This is a genomic window from Bombilactobacillus sp. ESL1097 (assembly GCF_058107205.1).
Map to the genome: position 1 here is coordinate 348,871 of NZ_JBYLUB010000001.1, position 23,015 is coordinate 371,885.

The following is a 23,015-nucleotide window of genomic DNA, read 5'->3' on the forward strand; positions in this document are numbered from 1 at the left end:
CCTTAATCGTGAAGTTACATGAAATACAAACGAGTGCAGGTTCACGTCATACACGCAAGCGTGTAGGTCGCGGAACTTCTTCGGGTTTTGGAAAAACTTCCGGACGCGGACAAAAAGGTCAATTAGCACGTAGTGGTGGTAAGACTCGTCTAGGTTTTGAAGGTGGTCAAATGCCTTTATTCCGGCGGATGCCTAAGCGTGGTTTTAATAATATTAATCGTAAAGAATATGCGGTTGTTAATTTAGATCAATTGAACCAATTTCGTGCTGGTAGTGTTGTAGATGCACAAGCTTTGAAAAAAGCTGGAATCATCAAGAAAGAATTAGCTGGCGTTAAATTATTAGCTAATGGTGAATTAACTAAGAAATTAACCATTAAAGTCAATAAAGTATCTAAAGCTGCTAAAGAAGCGGTTGAAGCAGCAGGTGGTTCAATCGAGGTGATTTAATGCTAGGAACACTTAAGAATGCTCTTAAAGTTAAAGAAATTCGTAAAAAGATTTTTTTCACATTGTTTATTTTGGCAGTGTATCGTTTGGGAGCACAAATTACAGTTCCAGGTATTAACGCTGCAGCAATGGAAAAGGTTGGTTCTACCGGATTAATTCCTTTGCTGGATACAGTTAGTGGCGGTGGTTTATCTAACTATTCGATTTTCTCGTTAGGTGTTTCGCCTTATATTACTGCCCAAATTGTAATTCAGCTGTTGCAAATGGATATTGTTCCTAAGTTTGTTGAATGGAGTAAGCAAGGTGAAGTTGGTCGACGTAAATTAAATCAAGTAACTCGTTATTTGACGATTTTCTTAGCCTTTGTACAATCAGTCGGAATAACCGCTGGTTTTAATGCTTTGAGTTCAATGAAGGGTTTGAAGTTAGTTCCTAAACCTGATTGGCAAACCTTTGTAGTTTTAGGGGTTGTCATGACAGGTGGTTCAATGCTTTTAACTTGGATGGGTGAGCAAATTACTGATAAGGGTATTGGTAATGGTGTTTCCATGATTATCTTTGCTGGTATTGTTGCTCGCTTGCCACACGGAACTTATCAATTAGTAAAGGATAAAATTATTAGTTCGACTGGTTCGGATCTTTGGTTGAACATTTTATTCTTAGTTTTGATTTTAGTTGCTGTTTTGTTAGTAACACAGTTTACAACTTATGTTCAACAAGCTAATCGTAAAGTGCCGATTCAATATACTCGGCGAGCAATTAGTGGTGGTTCTGAAAGTTATTTACCATTGAAAGTGAATGTAGCGGGAGTTATCCCAGTTATTTTTGCTAGTTCACTAATTGTTACTCCGTCGACGATTTTGATGGCCTTTCAAAATTCTCATGGCGGTGATACTTGGTATCAAGTCTTACAAAATATTTTTAGCTTACAAACAACAACTGGTTCTATTGTGTATACTGTATTAATTGTTCTGTTTACTTTCTTCTACGCCTTTGTTCAGGTTAACCCTGAAAAATTAGCGGAGAACTTGCAAAAGCAAGGAGCTTATATTCCGGGTATTTGGCCAGGAAATGCGACAATTAAATATATTTCTGGTTTATTAATGCGTCTATCAACTGTTGGTTCTGTCTTTTTAGGTTTAATTGCTTTACTACCTCAGTTAGCAACTAATTTGTTTGGCCTACCACAATCGATTGGCTTAGGTGGAACAAGTTTGTTAATTGTTGTTGGGGTAGCGATTGAAGCTAATCGGCAATTAGAAGGATTGTTGATGAAGCGTGAATATGTTGGTTTTATTCGTTAAAAGCTTGGAGGAAGTTTGATGAATTTAATGTTAATGGGTTTACCAGGGGCTGGTAAAGGAACACAAGCTGAAAAAATTGTTGATCAATATCATGTCATTCATATTTCAACTGGTGATATGTTTCGCGAGGCTATGGCTCAAGAAACACCAGTGGGTTTGAAAGCTAAGTCTTATATTGATCAGGGAAATTTAGTTCCTGATAGTGTTACTAATGAAATTGTTAAGGAACGTTTAGCTCAAAGTGATGTCTTTCAAGCTGGTTATATGCTAGACGGTTTTCCAAGAAATTTGGATCAAGCGAAAGCTTTAGATCAGATTGATGATGAATTAAGTTTAAAACTGGATGCCGTGATTGATATTGATGTGCCAACTGATTTGTTGGTTGATCGTTTATCAGGACGCTTTATCTGCCGGGATTGTGGTTCCACTTATCATAAGTTATATAATCCACCGAAAGTTGATGGAACTTGTGACCGTTGTGGTGGTCATGATTTTTATCAGCGTGATGATGATAAGCCTGAAACGGTTAAAAATCGTTTGGATGTTAATATTAAAATGAATACACCGTTAATTGATTATTATCAAAATGCAGGTATCTTGCATAAAGTTAATGGTGCGCAAGAAATTGATCAAGTTTTTGCAGAAATTGATCAAGTTTTAAAACAGATTAATTAATTGGTGGCAATCACTTCATTTATATGGTACACTAAGCGCGTGTATCGTCTAGTGAGTGCCAAGCTCTCACTATTTTTGTGTTTAAAAGAAACGAGGAGGATACTTTTTTGGCTAAAGATGACGTAATCGAAGTTGAAGGAACTATTTCCGATACTTTGCCAAATGCAATGTTCAAAGTTAAGTTGGAAAATGGTGCTACTGTGTTGGCTCATGTTTCTGGTAAAATTCGGATGCATTATATTCGGATTTTACCTGGTGATAAAGTTACGGTTGAACTTTCACCTTATGATTTAACTAAGGGACGTATTACCTATCGTTTCCGGTAAATAGTGTGAGTCAAAGTTGTCCGTCAGTTCAGATGGGAGGATTTAGTTTATGAAAGTTAGACCATCAGTGAAACCAATGTGTGAGCATTGTAAAGTGATTAAGCGGAAGGGTCGCGTCATGATTATTTGTTCTGCTGACCCAAAGCATAAACAAAGACAAGGTTAAAAAGGAGGTTAACAACATATGGCACGTATTGCAGGTATTGACTTACCACGTGATAAACGTATTGTTGTCGCATTAACCTACATCTATGGGATCGGTAATACAACCGCTCAAAAGGTGTTGGCTGCTGCCGGTGTTTCTGAAGATATCAGAACGCGTGATTTGACTCCTGAACAAGAGGAAAAAATCCGTGCGCAAGTAGATGGCATTAAGGTTGAAGGTGACTTACGTCGTGAAGTCAGCATGAACATTAAACGTCTACAAGAAATTGGTTCTTATCGTGGTATGCGTCATCGTCGTGGTTTGCCCGTTCGTGGTCAAAACACGAAAAATAATGCTCGGACTCGTAAGGGCAAAAAGATGGCTATTGCTGGCAAGAAAAAATAATAATAAAGGAGGTAATGATTAATGGCAAACAAGAAAGCAAAGACTTCACGTAAGCGTCGTGTAAAGAAAAATATTGAATCTGGTGTAGCACATATCCATTCAACATTTAATAATACGATCGTGATGATTACCGATACTCATGGTAATGCTGTTTCTTGGTCTTCTGCAGGTGCATTAGGATTTAAGGGTAGTCGTAAATCAACACCATTTGCTGCGCAAATGGCTGGTGAAGCTGCTGCTAAAGAATCCATGGAACATGGTATGAAATCAGTTGAAGTAGCTGTTAAAGGTCCTGGTTCTGGTCGTGAAGCTGCGATTCGCTCATTACAGACTACCGGTCTAGAAGTGACTGCAATTCGTGATGTCACACCAGTTCCTCACAACGGTTCACGTCCACCAAAACGCCGTCGTGTTTAGTTTTGACCCAAGCATTAGTGTTAAACTTTTGTTGTTAAACAGTGTTGTGAAAGGGGCAAAACATAAATAATGATTGAATTTGAAAAACCTGTTATCACAAAAATTGATGAAACAGATAATTACGGTAAATATGTAATTGAGCCATTGGAACGCGGTTATGGGACTACATTAGGTAATTCTTTACGGCGAGTTTTATTGGCTTCTTTACCAGGAACAGCAGTTTCTGACATTCAAATTGATGGAGTTTTACATGAATTTTCAACAATTGATGGTGTCTTAGAAGATGTAACTGAGATTGTTTTAAATATCAAAAAATTGTCTTTAAAATTACATTCCGACGAGAAAAAAGTTGAAATTAATGTTGAAGGCCCCAAACAAGTTACGGCTGCTGACATTGAAACGGATGCTGATTTAGAAATTTTGGATCCTGATCAATATATCTGTACCGTAGCTGAAGGTGGACAGTTGCACATGCAATTGTCTGTTAAAACTGGTCGCGGTTATATTCCGGCAGATCAAAATAAAACTGATGAAACACCAATTGGCGTTTTACCTGTGGATTCGATTTTTACCCCTGTTTCTCGGGTTAATTATCAAGTAGAGCATACTCGTGTGGGTAAGCGAAATGACTTTGATAAGTTAACTTTGGATATTTGGACTAATGGTTCAATTGGTCCGCGGGAATCAATTAGCTTAGCTGCTAAAGTTTTGACAGAGCACTTGAGCGTTTTTGTTGAATTAACCGATGAAGCTAAAGACGCTGAGATGATGGTTGAAAAGGAAGAAACTCGTAAAGAGAAGAAACTTGAAATGACCATCGAAGAACTTGATCTTTCAGTTCGTTCATACAATTGTTTGAAGCGGGCGGGGATTAATACTGTCCAAGAATTAACCGATAAATCTGAATCAGATATGATGAAAGTGCGCAATTTAGGGCGTAAGTCTCTAGAAGAAGTTAAAGAGAAGTTGGCCAATTTAGGATTGTCACTGCGTCTAGATGATTAAGATGAAAAGGAGGTAAACAGATGAGTTATCGTAAATTAGGTCGAGCATCAGATAAACGTAAGGCAATGTTACGTGATTTAACAACAGATTTGTTTATTAACGAACATATTGTTACTACTGAAGCACGCGCTAAGGAAGTTAGAAAAACAGCTGAAAAGATGATTACGTTAGCTAAACGTGGCGATTTACATTCTCGGCGTTTGGCAGCTAGTTATTTGCGTAACGAAGTAGCAAGTATTACTGAAGAAGAAGATGCAGTAGTTATTCAATCAACTTTGCAAAAATTATTTAGTGATATTGCTCCACGTTATCAAGATCGTCAAGGCGGCTATACTCGTATTTTAAAGACTGCCCCTCGTCGTGGTGATGCAGCACCCATGGCAATTATTGAATTAGTTTAATTTATAGATTTTTTTAAATAGCTATTTAAATGATCATTCTTTCGATTAGTAGTGAGCGTAATGATGTTGGTGAAAGCTAAGTCTAGCTCTAATGCTTTAGCGCTACTTTTCGGGAATGATTTTTTTGTGGTTTTGATTATATTTAAGAAAGTCTATGGTATGATATTGATTAAAAGCACTATTGAGATGAGGTGACAGCATGGAAAATATTATTCAATTAGACCATGTCACGTACACTTATGAAGAAGCAGTAACACCAGCATTGGATCAGGTTAGTTTACAAGTTAAACCCAAGCAATGGGTCGCTATTATTGGTCGTAATGGTAGTGGTAAAAGTACCTTGGCCCGAATTTTAAATGGATTATTACAACCACAATCAGGACAAGTTAAGGTTGCTGGGCAAGTATTATCCGATGAAACACTTTGGACGATTCGGGAACAGTTGAGGATTATTTTTCAAAATCCAGATCATCAGTTTGTGGGTGCTACTGTTGAAGATGATGTCGCTTTTGGCCTAGAGAATCAGGGGATGCCCCGAGAACAGATGGTCCAACGAGTGGCTTGGGCTTTAGAGCGTGTACAAATGACAGATTATGCGCAAAAGTCGCCACAGTTACTGTCTGGTGGGCAAAAGCAACGAGTTGCAATTGCTGGTATTATTGCATTAAAACCTAAAATTATTGTGATGGATGAGGCCACGAGTATGTTGGATCCGCAAGGTCGTCGCGATATTATTCAATTAATTAAAGCTTTACAACAAGAATTAGGCATGACGGTTTTATCAATTACCCATGATCTAACAGAAATCGTTCAAGCAGATCAGGTAGTGGTTTTAAAAGCGGGGCATGTTTTAAAAACAGGTGCTGTGAAAGATATTTTTCAAAATCCGCGACAACTAACCGATTTTGGTTTGCAACCACCGTTTACGCAAAGTTTGCAATTATTATTACAGGAACAAAAAATTGCAATTGATAATCAATATTTAACAAAGCAGGAATTGGTTGAAAAATTATGGCAATTACATTTGAACAGGTAACACATACTTATCAAGCTGATGGACCATTAGCGTATACTGGCTTAAAGGACGTCAGCTTTGAAATTGCTGATGGCAGTTTTACCTCGATTATTGGTCAGACTGGCAGTGGAAAGTCAACTTTAGTGCAGCATATGAATGCGCTCTTAAAGCCGACCAGTGGCACGGTAACAATTGGTCAGCACAAAATTACTGCAGAGACAAAAAATAAGCATTTAAAGCCGTTGCGTCAGCAAGTAGGGATGGTTTTTCAATTTCCAGAACAGCAATTATTTGCAGAAACGATCCAAGAAGATATTAGTTTTGGTCCGAAAAACTTTGGTGTAGATGCGAGTGAAGCTAATAACTTAGCTTTAAAAATGTTAGATTTGGTTGGCTTACCACAAAGTTTAGCTGATAAGTCACCCTTTGATTTATCTGGTGGGCAAATGCGGCGGGTGGCCATTGCGGGTGTTTTAGCATCGCAGCCACAAGTATTGATTTTGGATGAACCAACAGCAGGTTTAGATCCCCAAGGACATCAGGAATTAATGCAGTTATTTGCCCAATTGAATCAAACTGGTACTACGATTGTGTTGATTTCTCATCAAATGGAAGATGTGGCATTATACAGTGACCAAGTTTTAGTGATGGACCATGCACAATTGGTTCGTGCTGCTAGTCCACAAGTGATTTTTAATGATCAAGAATTTTTAACTCAGCATCATTTGTTACAACCAGAAAGTACGCAATTTGCACAAAAGTTGCTACAAAGAGGCTTTAAATTTGCATCATTGCCGATTACGATGCCAGAGCTAGTCGCACAGTTAGTTCCACAATTGAGAGGAGAGAACGATGGGTAAAATCATTATTGGGCGTTATTTACCTGGCAATTCATTCATTCATCAGTTGGATCCGCGAGCTAAATTTACGGCCACTTTTTTATTTGTTATTATTGTTTTTTTAGCTAATAATTGGTTAACCTACGCCACTTTGTTGGCATTTGTTATTGGGGCGGTTTATTTGTCGCAAATCTCGCTGAGTTTCTTTTTGCGTGGTATTCGCCCGATGTTAATTCTTATTTTATTTACGGTTGCTTTGCAAGTCTTTTTGACACCTGGGGGGCATCCTTTTTGGCACTGGGGCTTTTTATCATTATCAAGTTTGAGTTTGACTAATGGAGCATACATTTTTTTTCGCTTTATTTTAATTATTTTCATTTCAACTTTATTAACAATTACCACTACTCCGTTACAAATGTCTGACGCGATTGAATCATTATTAAAACCGTTGCGATATGTTCATTTTCCGGTTGACGAAGTAGCTTTGATGTTGTCAATTGCTTTACAATTTATTCCTTTGTTATCTGATGAAACTACTAAGATTATGAATGCTCAGCGGGCGCGGGGCGTGGACTTTGGCGAAGGAAATATTATTAAACAAATCAAAGCGATTGTTCCGATTTTAATTCCGTTATTTGTTAGTAGTTTTAATATTGCTTATGACTTGTCAGTGGCGATGGAATCACGGGGCTATCAAGGTAGTGCTGGTAGAAGTAAATATCGTCAGTTGCACTGGCAAAAAAAAGATACCATCATGTTAATGACATTTGGATTACTGACAATTTTACTTTTAATTTTACGGAGTTATTAAATGACGACTTATAAAATGACTGTGGCGTATGATGGCACTAAATATCATGGCTTTCAAAAACAGCCACAATTAGCAACAATTCAAGGTACTATTGAACAGGCCTTAGCTAAGATGACGAAGGGTCAATTAGTTGAAATAATTGGTTCGGGACGCACGGATGCAGGAGTGCACGCTTTAGGACAAGTTATTTCGTTTAATTACCCGGGAAATATTCCAGCGGAGCAAATGTTAAAGGCGTTAAATAGTCTCATGCCGCTAGATATCCTCTTTACAAATTCCCAAATTGTCCCGGAAAATTTTAATGCCCGTTTTGATACGGTTAGTAAGATATATGAATATCGGGTGGCTTTGGGGCGTTATACGGATCCTTTTTTACGATTATATACGGGTCATTACCCTTATCCGCTGGAAGTTTCACGCTTACAGATAGCGCTACAAGATATTGTTGGTGTTCATGATTTTACTAGCTTTGCTGCCAGTGGCGGCGTTATTAAAAATAAAGTACGCGAAATTTATCAAGCTCAGCTCGATTTAAGTGACTATCCACGACAATTGAAATTTATTTTTCACGGTAATGGTTTTTTGTATAATATGGTGCGCATTATGGTCGCAACACTTTTGGAAATTGGCAACGGTCGGCGTGATGTGCATGATTTTATGCGATTATATGAAGTCAAAGATCGACAACAAGCCCGGGTAACAGCGCCTGCGAGTGGTTTATTTTTAAAGCAAGTGTTCTATTAAGTTAAAACGTGAGTGTTGAAAACAACAGTGACTTATCATTGACTTCAATAAAATTAACGATTATACTGATAAATGGTATTGTTTACCCCACGATGAGCCCCGGAAACTTATTGAGTGTGTGAACAAACACAGATATTGGAGGAAAACAAATGCGTACAACACCATTAGCTAAACCAAGCGAAGTTGAACGTAAATGGTATCTGATTGATGCAACTGATGTCGTCTTAGGTCGTTTATCATCAGCTGTCGCTACAATTTTACGTGGCAAGAATAAACCAACATTTACCCCGAACGTTGATACTGGTGATAATGTAATTATTATTAACGCCGACAAAGTGAAGTTGACCGGCAAGAAAGCTACTAAGAAGATGTACTATCATCATAGTAATCATCCTGGTGGGTTGAAGACTACTTCTGCAGGTAAAATGTTGGCTGAAAAGCCTGAACGGTTGATTGAAACTTCAGTTCGCGGCATGTTGCCAAAGAATTCCCTTGGTCGTCAACAATTTAAGAAGCTTTATGTCTATGCAGGTTCAGAACATAAACATGCAGCTCAACAACCTGAAGTTTTAGATGTTAATAAGTTGATTTAAGGAGGAGAATAATTTGGCACAAGTATCTTATGCTGGAACTGGACGTCGTAAAGACTCAGTTGCTCGTGTACGCTTGGTCCCTGGTAAGGGTCAAGTAACAATTAATAAACGTGCTGCAGAAGATTACATTCCTTCTGCAAGTTTGATCAAAGATTTAAAACAACCGTTGGATATCACTGAAACTGCTGATAGTTATGATGTCTTGGTTAATGTTCATGGAGGCGGTTTTTCTGGTCAAGCTGGTGCAATCCGTCATGGAATTGCGCGGGCTTTATTGGAAGTAGATCCTGATTTTCGGGCACCTTTGAAACGTGCAGGCATGTTAACTCGTGATCCACGAATGAAAGAACGTAAGAAGCCAGGTTTGAAGAAGGCTCGTAAGGCTTCACAATTTTCCAAACGTTAAGATATTTCTACTAACACTTTCGATTACGAAAGTGTTTTTTTATTTGTTCAATTAAATATTAGGTAGCTAGTTGCTAGTTTTAATAGCCATTGATTAGTTGAGTTTCAGTGAGCATTAAAAGAACACCTAAAGTAGAATTATGCCAATAAAAAAGAAGTATATTATCATCTTTCCATAAAGAGAAAAGATCAATCTTATTTTACTTAGATAATTAGACACAAAAAGGCCCCCGAAGTTGTTCTAACTTCGGGAGCCACATTATAAATTAAATCAATTATCAGTATGATCAATTTGAAATTGCTGTTGTGTTATAACTTAAACGGCTGCGTTGTAGCAATAGGCTGTTTAGTTTTTAAGTTCATAAAGAACATGGAAATTTGATCCTTAGTGTTATTCACGGAATAAAGCATTGCTGCTTGGGCTTTTTGACCGGCAGCCACTGCTTGTTGAGCGGTATTCAAACGATCTTTCATATCTTGGTTATCACCAATATCGTTATTAGCATTTAAAATTTGATTGTCCTGTTTTAATTGCAAATCTTGACTAACAATATCTGCTGGTTTCAAATCTTGTTTAGAATTATTAGTAATTGTGTATTCAATATATAAAGCTGGTTTATTATTAGCGTCAGAAATCAATTTAACGCCGTCAGCCGAATTATTCAGCTCTAATGTAAAATCATCAGTCTCATATTTCATATTGTCATAGGAACCCGGATTTTTCCATTGGCGTTCATTAGCTTCACTATGTTGGACATCTTTGGCTGCAGTATCTTTCTTTAAAGCGGGCGTGACTTTCGTAGTCTTCGGGTGCTTCTTTAACGGTAGTTGCTTAGAAGTTGTCTGTTCACTTTTAGGATGATCAGTGGTTTTCGGTGCTTGTTTAGTCGGATGTAAAAGTAAGAAAACTAGTAAGATTGCAGCTACTACAATAATGAGCACTGCAATAATCCAAAAAATTGGTTGTTTATACCAAGCCTTATTATGTTTGCCATGATTATTGCTATCATTACTTGGTTGGGTATTAGTCGGTGGCATTTGATAATTTGGTGTTTGATTATGCGGATAATCCGGTTTGGGGGGGAGATTAGTGTTTAAAGGAGCTTTTGGTTGTTCAGAAAAATTAGGCGCCACAGGCTCAGGTGCTCTGGGAGCGCTGGGTTGTTGTGGCACGGGATTGTTATTAGTTAAATTGTTGTTTTGATTGGTTTTAAATTGATGTTTCGATCTTTGTTTCGGCATATACATCAGCCTCCTCTACAACATCTTATACAATCTGGCCCTCAAATTAAACTGTTCTGATGAAAACTCAACTAAATCTTAAAAAATAAACGTTTGGTAAGGAAAAATTTTTTTCAATTAGGCGCCAATAATCAGAAAAATACAGCAAGCCCCTTGAATTTTTGAACCAAAAATGATATAACATTCTGGTTGCTAAAAGAGTGAGGGTTCTGATGGAGGAATGATTATGTTTGTTTTCAATCGTCAGGTATGTGATTACGAAGTAGTTTGTGTGTTTAATACAGTTAATGGTGAGCGCGTGGTTGCTAAAAGAGTTTGTCATAATGTATCACGGCGGGAAGCTATTCAACGAATGAAAAATTGGGTACAAACGAATTATTCTGACAATCTGGACGTCCACCAACCCATTAAGGTTAATGTGAAAGTTAATCATTAATTACAGTTTTGACGACTGAATTTAGTCATTGGGTACTAACTAGTCTAACTTCTTCAGACCAAATTTCTGATTTTTGAAGTAAAAAGTTTAAAGCAATTTACCGAGAGTGGTACTGAGCAATTAAAATTATGTAGTCAAGATTGAAGCAATAGTTAGCGTCAATCTTTTTTTGTACATTGGAATAAGTTCTAGAATTCGGATTGAACATTTTGGTCATTTAACTTAAAATAAAGTTCAAAGGAGTAATATTAAATGACTGAAAAGCATAAAGAAATGTCGACTGTGAAATTTTCGCTAGTAACGCTTTTAAATGCCACAATTACAGGAGCTGAGCTGGTTGGCGGTTTGGTTGCGGGCAGTTTAGGGTTGGTATCTGATGGTTTTCATAATATGGAAGATACTTTGTCAGTCGTTTTGTCATTTATTGCTCATTTAATTGGTAAAAAGGCCAATGATGAACGGCAGACTTTTGGTTATCAGCGCGCTGAAATCTTAGCCGCTTTTGTCAATTCAGCTATTTTAATTGCAATTACAATTTTTTTAGCAGTGGAAGGTCTAAAGCGGCTCTTTCATCCACAAAAAGTTAATGGTCATCTGATGTTAATTGTAGCGGTGATTGGTTTTGTAGCTAATCTGATTTCCGCTCTGATCATGATGCAGGGTTCACAACATAATTTAAATATTAAAGCAACTTTTTTACATATGGCGGCGGATGCCTTGTCATCTTTTGGCGTCATCTTAGCCGCAATCCTGGTGCAACTGTTTAATTGGTATTGGGCGGATCCCGTAATTACGTTAATCACTGCCGTTTGGATTTTAAAAGAATCACTGGAAGTGGTTAAACAAACGGTCGCAATTTTGATGGAAGCTAGTCCGCAAATCGATTTACAAGCAGTTTGTCAACAGATTCAAGCCTTGCCTGAGGTGGTGCGGGTACATCATGTGCATGTTTGGCGCATTGATGAACAATTGATTGCTTTTGATGCACATATTAATGTTCAGGAGGATGAACCGACTTCCCAGTTAGAACAACTCTATCAAAAAATTGCTCAAATTCTCAAAGAGTATGGCATAGAACACGTCACGCTACAACCAGAATTTAAGCATGGTTTACAGGAGCAAATAGTCCATCAAAAACAGCATGATTAATAGAATTTGATGCGATTTAAGGGCCAATAACGAACTTTGACAACCCCTAAAATTTGGTCTTTTTTGACGGGGCCAAAACTACGACTATCAGCCGACTTGCGGCGGTTATCGCCCATTACAAAATAATTATCTGCGGGAACATGAGAAATACCAAACAGATTTTTTAATTTAAAATTCTTGGTGAGTAACTTTCCCGGAGCTAATTTGGCTTTGTAAGGATCGAGGTAAGGTTCGTTAATAGCTTGGTGATTGATGTAAGTGGTATCGTTTTTAGAAGTGATTTGATCATGCGGAATGCCAATCACCCGCTTGACAAAAAGTTTGTTCTCAGTGGATCCGGGGGGATCTAATAAGACGATATCACCGCGGTGAATCTGAGCATTGGGTTTAACTAAAACGCGGTCGTTAGCGTAAAAGTTGGGCTGCATGGATTGACCATGTACGGTGCCATTAATCCAAACAACATTAAATAAAAGATAAGAAAATAAAGCGACAGTAATGATAAAGCCGCCTAAAATGATGATAAATAAGTGATTTTTGTGCCAAAATTGTTTCCAATCCCAGTGAAGCTGTATCTTCATACGGAAGCCGCCTTTATTTTTTAATTCCCACCGTGTCAATCTCTTCTGAAAATCTGAAGGGATCATGCTAACATAGAATAGATAGGCTAAGTAAGATAGTGAGATGAAGTTATGTTATTGCATAGTATTAGTGGTGTGTTAATCATTTTAGGAATGATTGTAGTTGGCTATTGGTTGACAGTCAGACAATGGTTTGATGAAAATTTTAGTCAGATTGTTTCTAAATTAGTAACGCAGATAGCCTTACCGTGTTACATGATTAATACTATCACGTCTAAGTTTTCTAGAGGAGAACTTTTTCGGATTTTTCCTGATTTAAAATTTCCAATTTTATCAATGATGTTATTATTCATAATTTCCTGGGTGATGCAGTCTGTTTTACGGATTGATTCTAAACATCGAGGCTTGTTTAAATCTATGTTTTCCAATTCGAATACGGTCTTTGTGGGTTTACCAGTGAATATGGCGCTGTTTGGTAAAGCCAGTCTGCCATATGTTTTAATTTATTACATGGCTAATACGACGTTTTTTTGGACGTTAGGCGTGTATCTGATTCGCTTGGATGGTTCGAATAATGAAAAACTAAAATGGTCAGAGATGCTCAAAAAGATTTTTTCGCCGCCATTACTCGGTTTTTTAATTGGTGTGATTTTGGTTTTATGTCATATTTCAGTGCCCACTTTTTTGAATTCAGATTTTAAATATATTGGTAATTTAACTATTCCGCTCTCTATGTTTTTTATTGGGATGAAATTAGCCCAGGTGGGCTTAAAGAATATTCGCTTAAGTAAAGATATGTTGGGCATTTTTTTAGGACGGTTTATCTTAGCACCAGCCTTAATGTTTATCTTAGTTAAGTCGGCAGCCGTCCCAGTTTTAATGAAACAAGTTTTTGTTTTACAAGCAGCGATGCCAGTGATGACGAATGCCCCGGTAGTAGCGAAGTTGTACGGTGCAGATTCCGATTATGCAGCTGTGATGGTTACTGCGACTACGATTTTTAGTTTGGTGATGGTGCCCATTTTAATGAATGTAGTGACAATTAGTTTTTGATAGAGGAAGATTCATGGTTAAGTTGATTTTAGTGCGGCACGGACAAAGCGTGGCTAATGAACATAATGAGTATACAGGTTGGTCAGATGTGAATTTGACCGCAAAGGGGAGACGGCAAGCACAACATGCTGGTCAATTATTAAAGCAACATCAATTGACTTTTGCCCAAGTACACACTTCAGTCTTAAAACGAGCGATTTTGACAGCGTATCTAATTCAGGAGCAGTGTGCAGCATTAGCGACCCCGATTAATAAATCTTGGCGCTTAAATGAACGTCATTATGGCGCGCTACGCGGGTTGAATAAAGATTTTACCCGGCAAAAGTTTGGTGCGCAACAGGTAGCCTTATGGCGGCGGAGCTTTGATAGTGTGCCGCCGTTGTTACCAGCGGTAGATACTAGTCAGCGTGTGTATCAAGGGTGGCCGCAAGACATTTTGCCGCGCGCGGAAAGCTTAAAAATGGCCCTAGAACGGACGGTACCATATTTTCAAGAGGTGATTGGTCCTAAATTAAAAGCGGGGCATAATCAATTGATTGTTGCGCATGGCAGTACATTACGAGCATTAATCAAATATTTGGAACAGATTTCTGACCAGGCAATTGATGGCGTCGAAGTGGGAAATTGTGAACCTATTGTTTACCAATTAGACGCTCAATTACAGATTATAAGTAAAGTAGTTTTAACAAAGTAATACTCTTAATTAGGTTATTGCATAAAAAATAGAGGTTAATGATCATTCCACCCCACCCAGCAGGTTCGTTGTGTTAATGATCTTAACCTCTATTTTTATGATTCCAATTAATTAGTATTCATCTTCATCGTCGTCTTCATCATCCAGCTCTTCCGAATTATATTTAATCTTGGGATCACGTTGAATGAGCTGTAACCGGTCAGATCGCACCTGACCCAAGGTTAAAGGAACATATTCTGTGACCACATCGGAGTAGGATAAGCCGTACCAAATTGCCGGCGTCACGGTATACTTTTGAAGCCAGAGACGACTTTGGATTAAATTCTTTTTCCAATTGTTTAGTTGCGTATCTGGTGATAAAACCTCGCGAATCAAAACGAAGGAAAAATCCCCCACACTACGATCCGGAATCGTAGTATAACGTTGTGGTTGACGCGGAAGTTCTTTTTTAATCATCATTTCGTTCACGATTTGGCGCAAGAAGAAATTAACTTTTTGTTCCATACGAAAACCTAAATATAACTGTACATTGACCATATAATCAGTGCCGTAAGTGTCCACACTATAAGCAGTCGTGTACGGTTTATCAGTAACATTCACGGTCACAAACCAATAAACTTGAGCCCGTTTAGGACGTTTATCTAAAATAGAATACAGAATGTCTTTTTTGATTTTATAACCATCTTTAACTTTGGCTAGATAAACCAAATTAGTGGTATACATGGGTAAGCTTTGGTCCTGACTTAATTTGCGTAATTGATTTTTATAAGCTAGTAAAGACACATATTCACGGTGGAAGGTATTATCATTTTTCAATAATTCACCATACCGCCAGATCACCATGATGATGATTAATAAAAGCGCAATTCCTAAAGTAATATAGCCACCATGTAAGAACTTGACGCTATTGGTAATTAAAAAGACCGTTTCAATCATTAAGAAAAAGGCAATGACAAGACGCGTTAACCAGCGATTAACTTTGGTAGTTGATAACCAGGCGTTTAATAATAAAGTAGTCATCAACATAGTAATGGTAATTTCTAAGCCGTAAGCGGCGGACATTTTAGCTGAAGTTTGGAAGAAAATAACAATAAAAGAACAAATAACCCAGATAATGTTATTCACAGCCGGAATATACAATTGACCTTTGAAATTGGTCGGATAATTCATGCGTAAACGCGGTAAAATTTTTAACTTCGTGGCTTCCGAAACCAGCGTAAAGGAACCCGAAATTAACGCTTGCGAAGCGATAATCGCTGCTAAAGTAGCTAACAAAGTCATCGCTAAGCGGTAGCGTTGCGGAACCATTAAGAAAAAGGGATTAAGATCGGTCAGTTTTTGATAAGCTGCTTGGCCCTTAACTTGGTTAATCCAAACCGCTTGACCCAAGTAATTAATTAAGAGGCACAATTTAACGTAAGGCCAGCTACCATAAATGTTATTGCGGCCGACGTGCCCCATATCCGAATACAAAGCTTCAGCACCAGTAGTTGCCAGAAAAATACTCCCAAGAATAAAGAGCCCGTTTTTATTTTGTGGACTCACGAGCACTTTAAAAGCGTAATAGGGATTTAAAGCGCGCAGAAAACTCCAATCACCGGCTAAGCGATACAGGCCGATTACTCCTAAACACGTAAACCAAAGCATCATAATCGGACCAAAAGCTTTACCAATGGCTTCCGTACCGAAGCGCTGAATAAAAAATAAGCACGATAAGATAATGATTGTGGTTAAAATGACTGTTCCTTGCGTTGTAATGGGAATATGATGCAAAATTTGGACACCTTTTAAGCCTTCAATAGCCGTTGTGACGGTGACCGCGGGCGTCATCATGCCATCAGCCAGAAAAGTGGCGCCACCAATCATTGCTGGAATAATCAACCACTTAGCTTTTTTGCGAACCAAAGTGTATAAAGCAAAGATACCACCTTCGCCATTATTGTCAGCTCGTAAAGCAATTAAAACATATTTAGTGGTCGTGATAATAGTTAAAGTCCAAAAAATTAACGAAACGGTTCCCAAAATAAAATCTGTTGAAATATGACTCAAACCACCATTGCCATGAATTAAAGACGACATGGTATACATTGGTGAAGTACCAATATCACCATAAACCACACCTAAAGCAACTAAAATACCACCCATGGATAGTTTATTTTGCAAATTTTTCTTTTGCTGAATTGTATTCTGAAATTTCATAGTTAATCGCTTGTCCTTATTTAATCTAAAGATAATCAAGGAAAACTCAAAAAAAGCTAGAGTATTAACACAAAACAGATTCAGCCAAAAGCATTTTTAATGCCGCTTGTTAGCAGCACTGTTTAGTTTTTGGTAAGGTGTCAATATTACATTATTGTGCTCTTTCTGGTTACCTCGTAAAACTTAGATTTAATTTTTCATGTAACTTTTAAGCTGACTGCTAAATTGCTGCTTTTAAAACTTGAAGTGCTCTTTAATCATAGTTGATTATAACAGAAAAAATTGCGAACAACTGAAGAGCTTTTCTAACAGAAAGGTAAATGATATGATTAGACAGATTAAATTTTGAAGGTGTCTTATGAAAAAGTTCGTTGTTTTCCCAGTGTTACTGAGTTGGTTATTTATTTTTAGTTTGGTATTTGCTGTGCAACCAATTCAAGCGCAGGCTACTAAAGCGCGGTACCAAGCTTATCAACAATTACTGCAACAAAATGAATTTAGCGGCAGTGTCTTGTTAATTAAGCATGGTAAAACTTATTACCGCACAACACAAGGATATAGTAATTATCAACAAAAACAGCCGTTGACACAGCACTCAACGTATCAATTAGCTTCATTGGAAAAGGCGATTACAGCAACACTATTAATGAAGGCCCAAGAGCAGAGCAAATTGCATTTATCAGATCCGTTAAGTAAATATTTTCCCCAAATTCCGTATAGTGCCAACTTGACTTTGTGGCATTTATTAACAATGCAGTCGGGATTAGTGATGGATCCAGAAAATCCTAATGTCACAACGCAACACCTGCAGCATTATTTAAAGATGCATGTCAAAGTGGATAAAAAATATATTAATCGGTGGCATTACAGTGATGTTAATTATATTTTGTTGGCACAAATTTTACAGCGAGTTTACCATCAATCTTTTAGCCATTTATTTAATCGTTTTTTTAAAAAACCATTGCGGCTGCACAATACTAATGTGACAGCGGATTATTTAGCTAACCCGTACCATGTAACTGCCTATGCAGTTAAGGATCAAACGGTGAATTATCAAATACCGTTAACTTGGCAATGGTCACAAATTCACTTTGAACGAGGTGCCGGCCAACTATACTCGAATCCCGCTGAGTTTTATCGGCTGCAAAAAGCGATTATTCAAGGTAAAATTATTACGAAAAGCGATTTACGTAAATTACGAACGCCAACAGCTAATGGTCTATATAATGGCGGTGTTTATCATGATGTGCGGCAACATTATTTTTATGCGCACGGGGTGCAACAAGGCTTTGATAGTGTGGTTTTGATGAGTGATGATGCAAAAACTGCCGTAATTTTATTTAGTAATCGGCATAACGCGAACGCTACTAATTTTATTTTATTGGCTAAGCAATTTTATGAATTAATGAACAAATGAGGTTAAAAGATGTTTACTTATTTAACAGCTGGCGAATCACATGGCCCGCAATTAACTGGTATTATTGAAGGTTTTCCCGCCGGAATGGCAGTAGATTTGGAGCAAATTAATAATGCCTTAGCAAAACGACAAGGTGGTTATGGTCGTGGCAATCGGCAAAAAATTGAGCATGATCAAGTGCAAGTTACTGGTGGTCTTCGCCAACAAGTCACTTTAGGTTCTCCCATTGCCCTAACAATTACCAATCGTGATTTTAGTCATTGGCAAGATGTTATGAATCCGTTAGCTACCACGTCCAAGCGGGCTAACTTGCGGCAAGTTAAACGGCCGCGTCCAGGACATGCAGATTTAGTTGGAGGAATGAAGTATCGTCATCGGGATTTACGGAATGTGTTGGAACGCTCGTCAGCGCGCGAAACCGCAATGCGGGTGGCTATTGGCAATTTATGTGAGCAATTATTGAACCAGTTAGATATTCAATTAGTCGGTTATGTTTATCAAGTTGGACCGCAGGTCGTTGGCAATCCTCAGAATTTGGGGGTGAAGGCCATTCAACAGCAAATTCAAACTAATGATTTACGAATTTTGAGTAATCAACAAGAACCGATCATTAAGGAACTCATTGATCAAACTAAACGGGCAGGTGATACTTTAGGCGGCGTTGTGCAAGTTATTGTGGAAAACGTGCCTGCTGGTTTAGGCAGCTATACTAGTTGGGATAGCAAATTTGATGCCCAAATTGCTGCTAGCGTAATGGGCGTCAACGCAATTAAAGGAGTTAGTTTTGGCGCTGGCTTTTTGAATAGTGAGCATTTGGGCAGCCAAGCAATGGATGCCATCACTTATCAAGATCAGCACTGGCAGCGTTCTAGTAATCATTTAGGTGGATTTGAAGGTGGTATGACTAATGGCATGCCTTTGATTATTAATGCAGCGATGAAGCCATTACCGACGCTGTATCATGCCTTGCCGTCAGTGAATATTGATACGAAAGTTGAGCAAAAGGCCAATGTTGAGCGCTCAGATACTACGGCCATTGTCCCCGCCTCGTTAGTGATTCAAAGTGTTGTGGCCATTGAATTAGTCAAACAAATTACTACGACTTTTGATGGTTCCAACTTGGGACGTTTACAAGAGCAAGTTTCGGCTTACCGTCAAGAACTGGATGAATATTAACCAGCTGAGCTTGAAACTAAAGGGACTGCACAGTTGTAGAAGTTTCCAGTGCGAACTTGACTGTGGAATTAATTTTTAAGAATTAAGGATCAAGAGAATGAAAGATTTACGATATGCGCCGCAAGGTTTACACGGAACGTTAACCTTACCGGGTGATAAGAGTATTACGCATCGGGGGTTAATTTTGGGAGCGTTAGCTTCGACCCCGACGCTTTTACACCAAGCAAGTTTGGGACAAGATTGTTTGACGACATTAGCAGTGTTACAAAGCTTTCAAATTCCGATCCAACGCTGGCACACGACAATTAAAATTAGTGGTCGGCCCTTGAAATTTTGGCGTCCCACTCAAACAACGCTTAATTTTAATAATTCGGGAACGTCCGTGCGCTTATTAATGGGACTGTTAGCAGGGGGCTGGTGGCGCTTAACCTTAGTGGGGGACGCTTCGTTAACTAAACGGCCGATGGCTCGGGTAAGTGTTCCCTTGCAGCAGTTAGGAGCCAATATTAGGACCACTAACGAACATTTGCCGGTTATCGTCACGGGACAAAAGTTAGACGGTACGCAAATTGAATTAGCCGTGGCGAGTGCACAAGTTAAAAGTGCGGTTATTTTGGCTGCCTTACAAGCCACGCAACCCACAACAATTGTGGAAAAATTGCCGACACGCAATCATACAGAAGTAATGTTACGTCAGTTTGGGGTACCAGTTGTCACCGCAACGGATCAAAGGACGATTACAGTTTTACCAACTACTCAATTCAATGGTCAGGAATTAACCATTCCCGGGGACCTGTCGGCGGCGGCCTTTTGGTTAACGGCGGCGACCTTAGTCCCTAATTCCCATTTAAAAATTAAGCATGTGGGGTTAAATCCTACGCGGAGTGGCTTTTTGCAAGTCCTGCAGCAAATGGGTGCCCAAATCCAAATTAGTCCCCAAACGACGACCGGGGAATTATGGGGGCATTTAGAAATCAGGACCAGTCGTTTAAGCGCGATTCACTTAACTGCTCCACAAATTCCTAGCATCATTGATGAGTTGCCGTTGGTAGCTTTACTAGCGGCCAATGCACATGGAACTAGCGTGATTGAAGGCGCGCAAGAATTGCATTATAAAGAAACTGATCGCGTTCAAACAGTGGCCCAAGAATTACAAAAATTAGGTGTGAAGATTCAAGCGCGAACTGATGGTTGGCAGATTGAAGGTCCAACGCAGTGGCAGCAGCACAACGTTAAATTGGATAGTCATGGTGATCACCGTTTGGCTATGATGTTAGCGATTGCGGCATTAACTGTTCCGGCGGCACTCACATTAAATAACGAACAATGTGTGGCAATTTCTTATCCTGAGTTTTGGCGGGATTTAGATAAGGTTATTGGAGTTTAAGTCATGGATATTATTTTGACGGGATTTATGGGAACAGGTAAAACTACAGTGGGGCAACTGTTAGCACAGCAATTGGCATTACCGCTCTGGGATTTAGATCAGTGGATTGAACAAGCCAGTGGTCAAAGCGTGAACACGATTTTTGCTGTTGAGGGTGAAGCGTATTTTCGCAAATTGGAACAGCAGGCGTTAGCACAAGTATTAACGCAACCAGGAGTGTTAGCATTAGGTGGAGGTACGTTGGAAAATACTGACAATGTGCAAATTTTAAAACATTCCCCCGTACCGATCATCTGGTTAGATGCACACATTCCTGTTATTTGGCACCGAATTAAAAATGATACTTCCAGACCGCTAGCCCAAAATATGCAACAGCTACGGCAATTAAAGGCAAGACGACAAGCAAGTTATCAACAGGTAGCAGACATTGTTGTGCAAACGGACACATTGTTGCCAACACAAGTTATGGCTCAAATCTTAACGCAAGTTCAAAGTTTATAAAAAAGGTCAAATCACAATGTAAGCAACAGTAAGTAGTTGTGGATAACTTTTTGTGCCGGACTCAGTGGTCGGTAATTTCAAAGTTAGTGTCAATAAAATAAGGATAAAAAAAGAAAATGCTCGTCTTGAGGCGAACATTTTCTTTTTCGGTTACTGCCCAAAGCAGTAGTTGGTGTTGAATGACATTCAATTTGAAAGTAAAGTTTGAACTTTGTTATTGAATACAGTTAGTACTTAACTTTAAGCTAAAGCACCCATTGGATCCCAAGGCGCCAAAACTTTTGGATCGTCACATTCAGCATCATAAGCTGCTTGCGCTTTTTGTGGCAGGTATTTTTTGTTGATAACTAATTGGTAAACAAATTGATCGAACCAAGCATCACTCATCACAAAGTATCCTTTAGTTCCCACTTTTTCACCCCAAGAGTTTTCAACTTTCCACTTGGTTGGTTGGCCTTGATCGTCTAAGTCAACTCCAGTTAAGACCATGGCGTGGTTCATTAAGCTTTCGCCATAATCTAACCGTTGCGCTTTAGTCATCGAAAAATCGATATTAAATAAGTCAGCTAAGTTATAGATTTTAGTATCTAAAATTCCCTTTTTGCGGTCGGACATGGCGGAGACATCACTACCAAACCACACGGCTTCGCCGGATTGAAGTTGTTTGACGGCACTGGCTTTAAAATCTGCTAATTCTAAGTTTAAATGCCGAACATTGCGGCCAGCGACGACATTTCCTAATAATTCGACAGTGTAAACATGATTATAAGGCTTGTCGTCAGTTGGAGCATTAATGGTGGAAATATAATCTGGTAAGTCTAAATCAATATATTTTTTATAAAATTCTTGTGGCGTAATGGCTTTTTCACAATGAAATTGATTGTCATCATCGCGATAAGACCAATCAAATTGTACGGGTGGTTCACCTAAAGCATAAGCTAATAACCGGTAAACTTCGGATAACATCTTTTCTTTACGTTCTTCAACCGTGGCGTCGGGAACACCGTCTTTGAGCCATTGGCGTAAAGCAACAGCATCTTTGCGTAATTTAGTGTTTAAAACGCTGTTTAACTCTGAAGAATTAGTTCGACTAGCAGTATCGGGCATCACGCTTTTCGGCACAACACCATATTTTTCAAAGAGGGCACAAACCATGTCCCATTGTCCACCATCTTGTTGCGGAGTGGTCATTAAAAAGTCGACTTTGCGATCACCAATGGGCAAATCAGCAGTTTTAATGACATTTTCGTAGAAATAATTGGCTTTTTCGAGTTTGTCCCAGAAAAAGACATAGCCTTGAGATAACTCAAAGTCTTTAATTTTAAATTTGCTTTGCATGGGATGGCGCAAGGTATTTAACGCTGCAAAAACCCAGCAAAGACCGGATTGTTTTTGATCGGCAACTTTTCCAGTAGTTAAATCAATGGAAAAAGTCGGATCCATCGCGATTTGTGATTGTAAAGTTTCGCTAGATTGATAAATACCATTATTGGCAACACTGTTTTTGATGACTTGTGCCGCGGGCATTTGGTCAAAATCTGCTTGAAATTGTTGTAAATCAGCTTGACTGATTGCTTTTGTCATAAAAAATCCTCCATTAAATTAAAAAAGCTTAAGCTAAATATAGCGGAAAGTTGGACGTTTGA

At 38.6% G+C, this 23,015-nt stretch carries 27 protein-coding genes; 23 read left to right on the plus strand and 4 right to left on the minus strand.

Annotated elements, in window-relative coordinates; all coding sequences use genetic code 11:
* Positions 1–8 precede the first annotated feature (8 nt).
* The 15 genes from rplO to rpsI all read left to right on the plus strand — a co-directional run bounded on the left by rplO (position 9) and on the right by rpsI (position 9,535).
* Positions 9–449 carry a 50S ribosomal protein L15 gene (rplO, locus tag AC3B6D_RS01590; protein ID WP_489757156.1) on the plus strand — a complete coding sequence of 147 codons (441 nt, stop codon included), beginning with the start codon at positions 9–11 and terminating at the stop codon, positions 447–449.
* On the plus strand, positions 449–1,753 hold the full coding sequence (secY, locus tag AC3B6D_RS01595; protein ID WP_489757157.1) for a preprotein translocase subunit SecY: 1,305 nt from the start codon (positions 449–451) through the stop codon (positions 1,751–1,753). Before rplO ends, secY begins: the two co-directional genes overlap by 1 nt.
* Positions 1,754–1,771: 18 nt before the next feature.
* Complete coding sequence (locus AC3B6D_RS01600) at positions 1,772–2,428, plus strand: adenylate kinase (protein ID WP_489757158.1); 657 nt, start codon at positions 1,772–1,774, stop codon at positions 2,426–2,428.
* Between the two features lie 107 nt (positions 2,429–2,535).
* Positions 2,536–2,754, plus strand: a complete 219-nt coding sequence (gene infA, locus AC3B6D_RS01605; RefSeq protein ID WP_489757159.1) for a translation initiation factor IF-1 — start codon at positions 2,536–2,538, stop codon at positions 2,752–2,754.
* 49 nt (positions 2,755–2,803) lie between these two features.
* On the plus strand, positions 2,804–2,920 hold the full coding sequence (rpmJ, locus tag AC3B6D_RS01610) for a 50S ribosomal protein L36 (protein ID WP_045922249.1): 117 nt from the start codon (positions 2,804–2,806) through the stop codon (positions 2,918–2,920).
* An 18-nt stretch (positions 2,921–2,938) separates the two neighbouring features.
* The gene (gene rpsM, locus AC3B6D_RS01615) at positions 2,939–3,304 is read left to right on the plus strand and encodes a 30S ribosomal protein S13 (RefSeq protein ID WP_489757160.1); all 366 of its coding nucleotides are present in this window, start codon (positions 2,939–2,941) and stop codon (positions 3,302–3,304) included.
* A gap of 21 nt (positions 3,305–3,325) precedes the next feature.
* Entirely contained in the window at positions 3,326–3,721 is a 396-nt protein-coding gene (gene rpsK / locus AC3B6D_RS01620; RefSeq protein WP_489755290.1) for a 30S ribosomal protein S11, read from the plus strand.
* 69 nt (positions 3,722–3,790) lie between these two features.
* Entirely contained in the window at positions 3,791–4,726 is a 936-nt protein-coding gene (locus AC3B6D_RS01625) for a DNA-directed RNA polymerase subunit alpha (protein ID WP_489757161.1), read from the plus strand.
* A gap of 20 nt (positions 4,727–4,746) precedes the next feature.
* The gene (rplQ, locus tag AC3B6D_RS01630; RefSeq protein ID WP_489769202.1) at positions 4,747–5,127 is read left to right on the plus strand and encodes a 50S ribosomal protein L17; all 381 of its coding nucleotides are present in this window, start codon (positions 4,747–4,749) and stop codon (positions 5,125–5,127) included.
* A 199-nt stretch (positions 5,128–5,326) separates the two neighbouring features.
* Positions 5,327–6,163: an energy-coupling factor ABC transporter ATP-binding protein gene (locus tag AC3B6D_RS01635; protein WP_489774762.1), complete on the plus strand. Its 837-nt coding sequence runs from the start codon at positions 5,327–5,329 to the stop codon at positions 6,161–6,163.
* Entirely contained in the window at positions 6,139–7,002 is an 864-nt protein-coding gene (locus AC3B6D_RS01640) for an energy-coupling factor transporter ATPase (RefSeq protein WP_489757164.1), read from the plus strand. Before AC3B6D_RS01635 ends, AC3B6D_RS01640 begins: the two co-directional genes overlap by 25 nt.
* Positions 6,995–7,792 carry an energy-coupling factor transporter transmembrane component T family protein gene (locus tag AC3B6D_RS01645; protein ID WP_489774763.1) on the plus strand — a complete coding sequence of 266 codons (798 nt, stop codon included), beginning with the start codon at positions 6,995–6,997 and terminating at the stop codon, positions 7,790–7,792. The genes AC3B6D_RS01640 and AC3B6D_RS01645 overlap by 8 nt, the downstream gene beginning before the upstream one ends.
* Positions 7,793–8,536: a tRNA pseudouridine(38-40) synthase TruA gene (truA, locus tag AC3B6D_RS01650; RefSeq protein WP_489774764.1), complete on the plus strand. Its 744-nt coding sequence runs from the start codon at positions 7,793–7,795 to the stop codon at positions 8,534–8,536.
* A gap of 149 nt (positions 8,537–8,685) precedes the next feature.
* The gene (rplM, locus tag AC3B6D_RS01655) at positions 8,686–9,129 is read left to right on the plus strand and encodes a 50S ribosomal protein L13 (RefSeq protein WP_489757167.1); all 444 of its coding nucleotides are present in this window, start codon (positions 8,686–8,688) and stop codon (positions 9,127–9,129) included.
* 13 nt (positions 9,130–9,142) lie between these two features.
* On the plus strand, positions 9,143–9,535 hold the full coding sequence (rpsI, locus tag AC3B6D_RS01660; protein ID WP_489757168.1) for a 30S ribosomal protein S9: 393 nt from the start codon (positions 9,143–9,145) through the stop codon (positions 9,533–9,535).
* A gap of 308 nt (positions 9,536–9,843) precedes the next feature.
* On the opposite strand, the gene AC3B6D_RS01665 is transcribed toward rpsI, so the two are convergent.
* Positions 9,844–10,776 (minus strand): DUF5067 domain-containing protein, encoded by a 933-nt coding sequence (locus AC3B6D_RS01665; RefSeq protein WP_489774765.1) that lies wholly within the window; start codon positions 10,774–10,776, stop codon positions 9,844–9,846.
* A 226-nt stretch (positions 10,777–11,002) separates the two neighbouring features.
* On the opposite strand from AC3B6D_RS01665, the gene AC3B6D_RS01670 reads away from it, so the two are divergent.
* Both AC3B6D_RS01670 and AC3B6D_RS01675 read left to right on the plus strand, forming a co-directional pair.
* On the plus strand, positions 11,003–11,212 hold the full coding sequence (locus AC3B6D_RS01670; RefSeq protein WP_489757170.1) for a hypothetical protein: 210 nt from the start codon (positions 11,003–11,005) through the stop codon (positions 11,210–11,212).
* Between the two features lie 252 nt (positions 11,213–11,464).
* Positions 11,465–12,361, plus strand: a complete 897-nt coding sequence (locus AC3B6D_RS01675) for a cation diffusion facilitator family transporter (RefSeq protein WP_489769197.1) — start codon at positions 11,465–11,467, stop codon at positions 12,359–12,361.
* On the opposite strand, the gene lepB is transcribed toward AC3B6D_RS01675, so the two are convergent.
* Positions 12,358–12,942 (minus strand): signal peptidase I, encoded by a 585-nt coding sequence (gene lepB, locus AC3B6D_RS01680; protein WP_489757172.1) that lies wholly within the window; start codon positions 12,940–12,942, stop codon positions 12,358–12,360. The genes AC3B6D_RS01675 and lepB overlap by 4 nt on opposite strands.
* A gap of 111 nt (positions 12,943–13,053) precedes the next feature.
* Here lepB and AC3B6D_RS01685 point away from each other — a divergent pair, with 111 nt between their 5' ends.
* Together AC3B6D_RS01685 and AC3B6D_RS01690 are read left to right on the plus strand one after the other, a co-directional pair.
* Entirely contained in the window at positions 13,054–13,995 is a 942-nt protein-coding gene (locus AC3B6D_RS01685) for an AEC family transporter (protein ID WP_489757173.1), read from the plus strand.
* Between the two features lie 13 nt (positions 13,996–14,008).
* Positions 14,009–14,689 (plus strand): 2,3-bisphosphoglycerate-dependent phosphoglycerate mutase, encoded by a 681-nt coding sequence (locus AC3B6D_RS01690; protein WP_489774766.1) that lies wholly within the window; start codon positions 14,009–14,011, stop codon positions 14,687–14,689.
* Between the two features lie 111 nt (positions 14,690–14,800).
* Here the strand turns inward: AC3B6D_RS01690 and AC3B6D_RS01695 are convergent, their stop codons facing one another.
* The gene (locus AC3B6D_RS01695) at positions 14,801–16,888 is read right to left on the minus strand and encodes a KUP/HAK/KT family potassium transporter (RefSeq protein WP_489774767.1); all 2,088 of its coding nucleotides are present in this window, start codon (positions 16,886–16,888) and stop codon (positions 14,801–14,803) included.
* Between the two features lie 358 nt (positions 16,889–17,246).
* Between AC3B6D_RS01695 and AC3B6D_RS01700 the strand changes: the two genes are divergently transcribed.
* The 4 genes from AC3B6D_RS01700 (at position 17,247) to AC3B6D_RS01715 (ending at position 21,369) form a co-directional block, all read left to right on the plus strand.
* On the plus strand, positions 17,247–18,305 hold the full coding sequence (locus AC3B6D_RS01700; protein ID WP_489774768.1) for a serine hydrolase domain-containing protein: 1,059 nt from the start codon (positions 17,247–17,249) through the stop codon (positions 18,303–18,305).
* A 9-nt stretch (positions 18,306–18,314) separates the two neighbouring features.
* The gene (gene aroC / locus AC3B6D_RS01705) at positions 18,315–19,481 is read left to right on the plus strand and encodes a chorismate synthase (RefSeq protein ID WP_489774769.1); all 1,167 of its coding nucleotides are present in this window, start codon (positions 18,315–18,317) and stop codon (positions 19,479–19,481) included.
* Positions 19,482–19,578: 97 nt separating this feature from the next.
* Positions 19,579–20,868: a 3-phosphoshikimate 1-carboxyvinyltransferase gene (gene aroA, locus AC3B6D_RS01710; protein WP_489774770.1), complete on the plus strand. Its 1,290-nt coding sequence runs from the start codon at positions 19,579–19,581 to the stop codon at positions 20,866–20,868.
* A gap of 3 nt (positions 20,869–20,871) precedes the next feature.
* Entirely contained in the window at positions 20,872–21,369 is a 498-nt protein-coding gene (locus AC3B6D_RS01715) for a shikimate kinase (protein WP_489774771.1), read from the plus strand.
* Positions 21,370–21,609: 240 nt separating this feature from the next.
* Here the strand turns inward: AC3B6D_RS01715 and AC3B6D_RS01720 are convergent, their stop codons facing one another.
* A complete protein-coding gene (locus AC3B6D_RS01720; RefSeq protein ID WP_489774772.1) occupies positions 21,610–22,953 on the minus strand; it encodes a C1 family peptidase in 1,344 nt (447 codons plus the stop codon).
* Positions 22,954–23,015 lie beyond the last annotated feature (62 nt).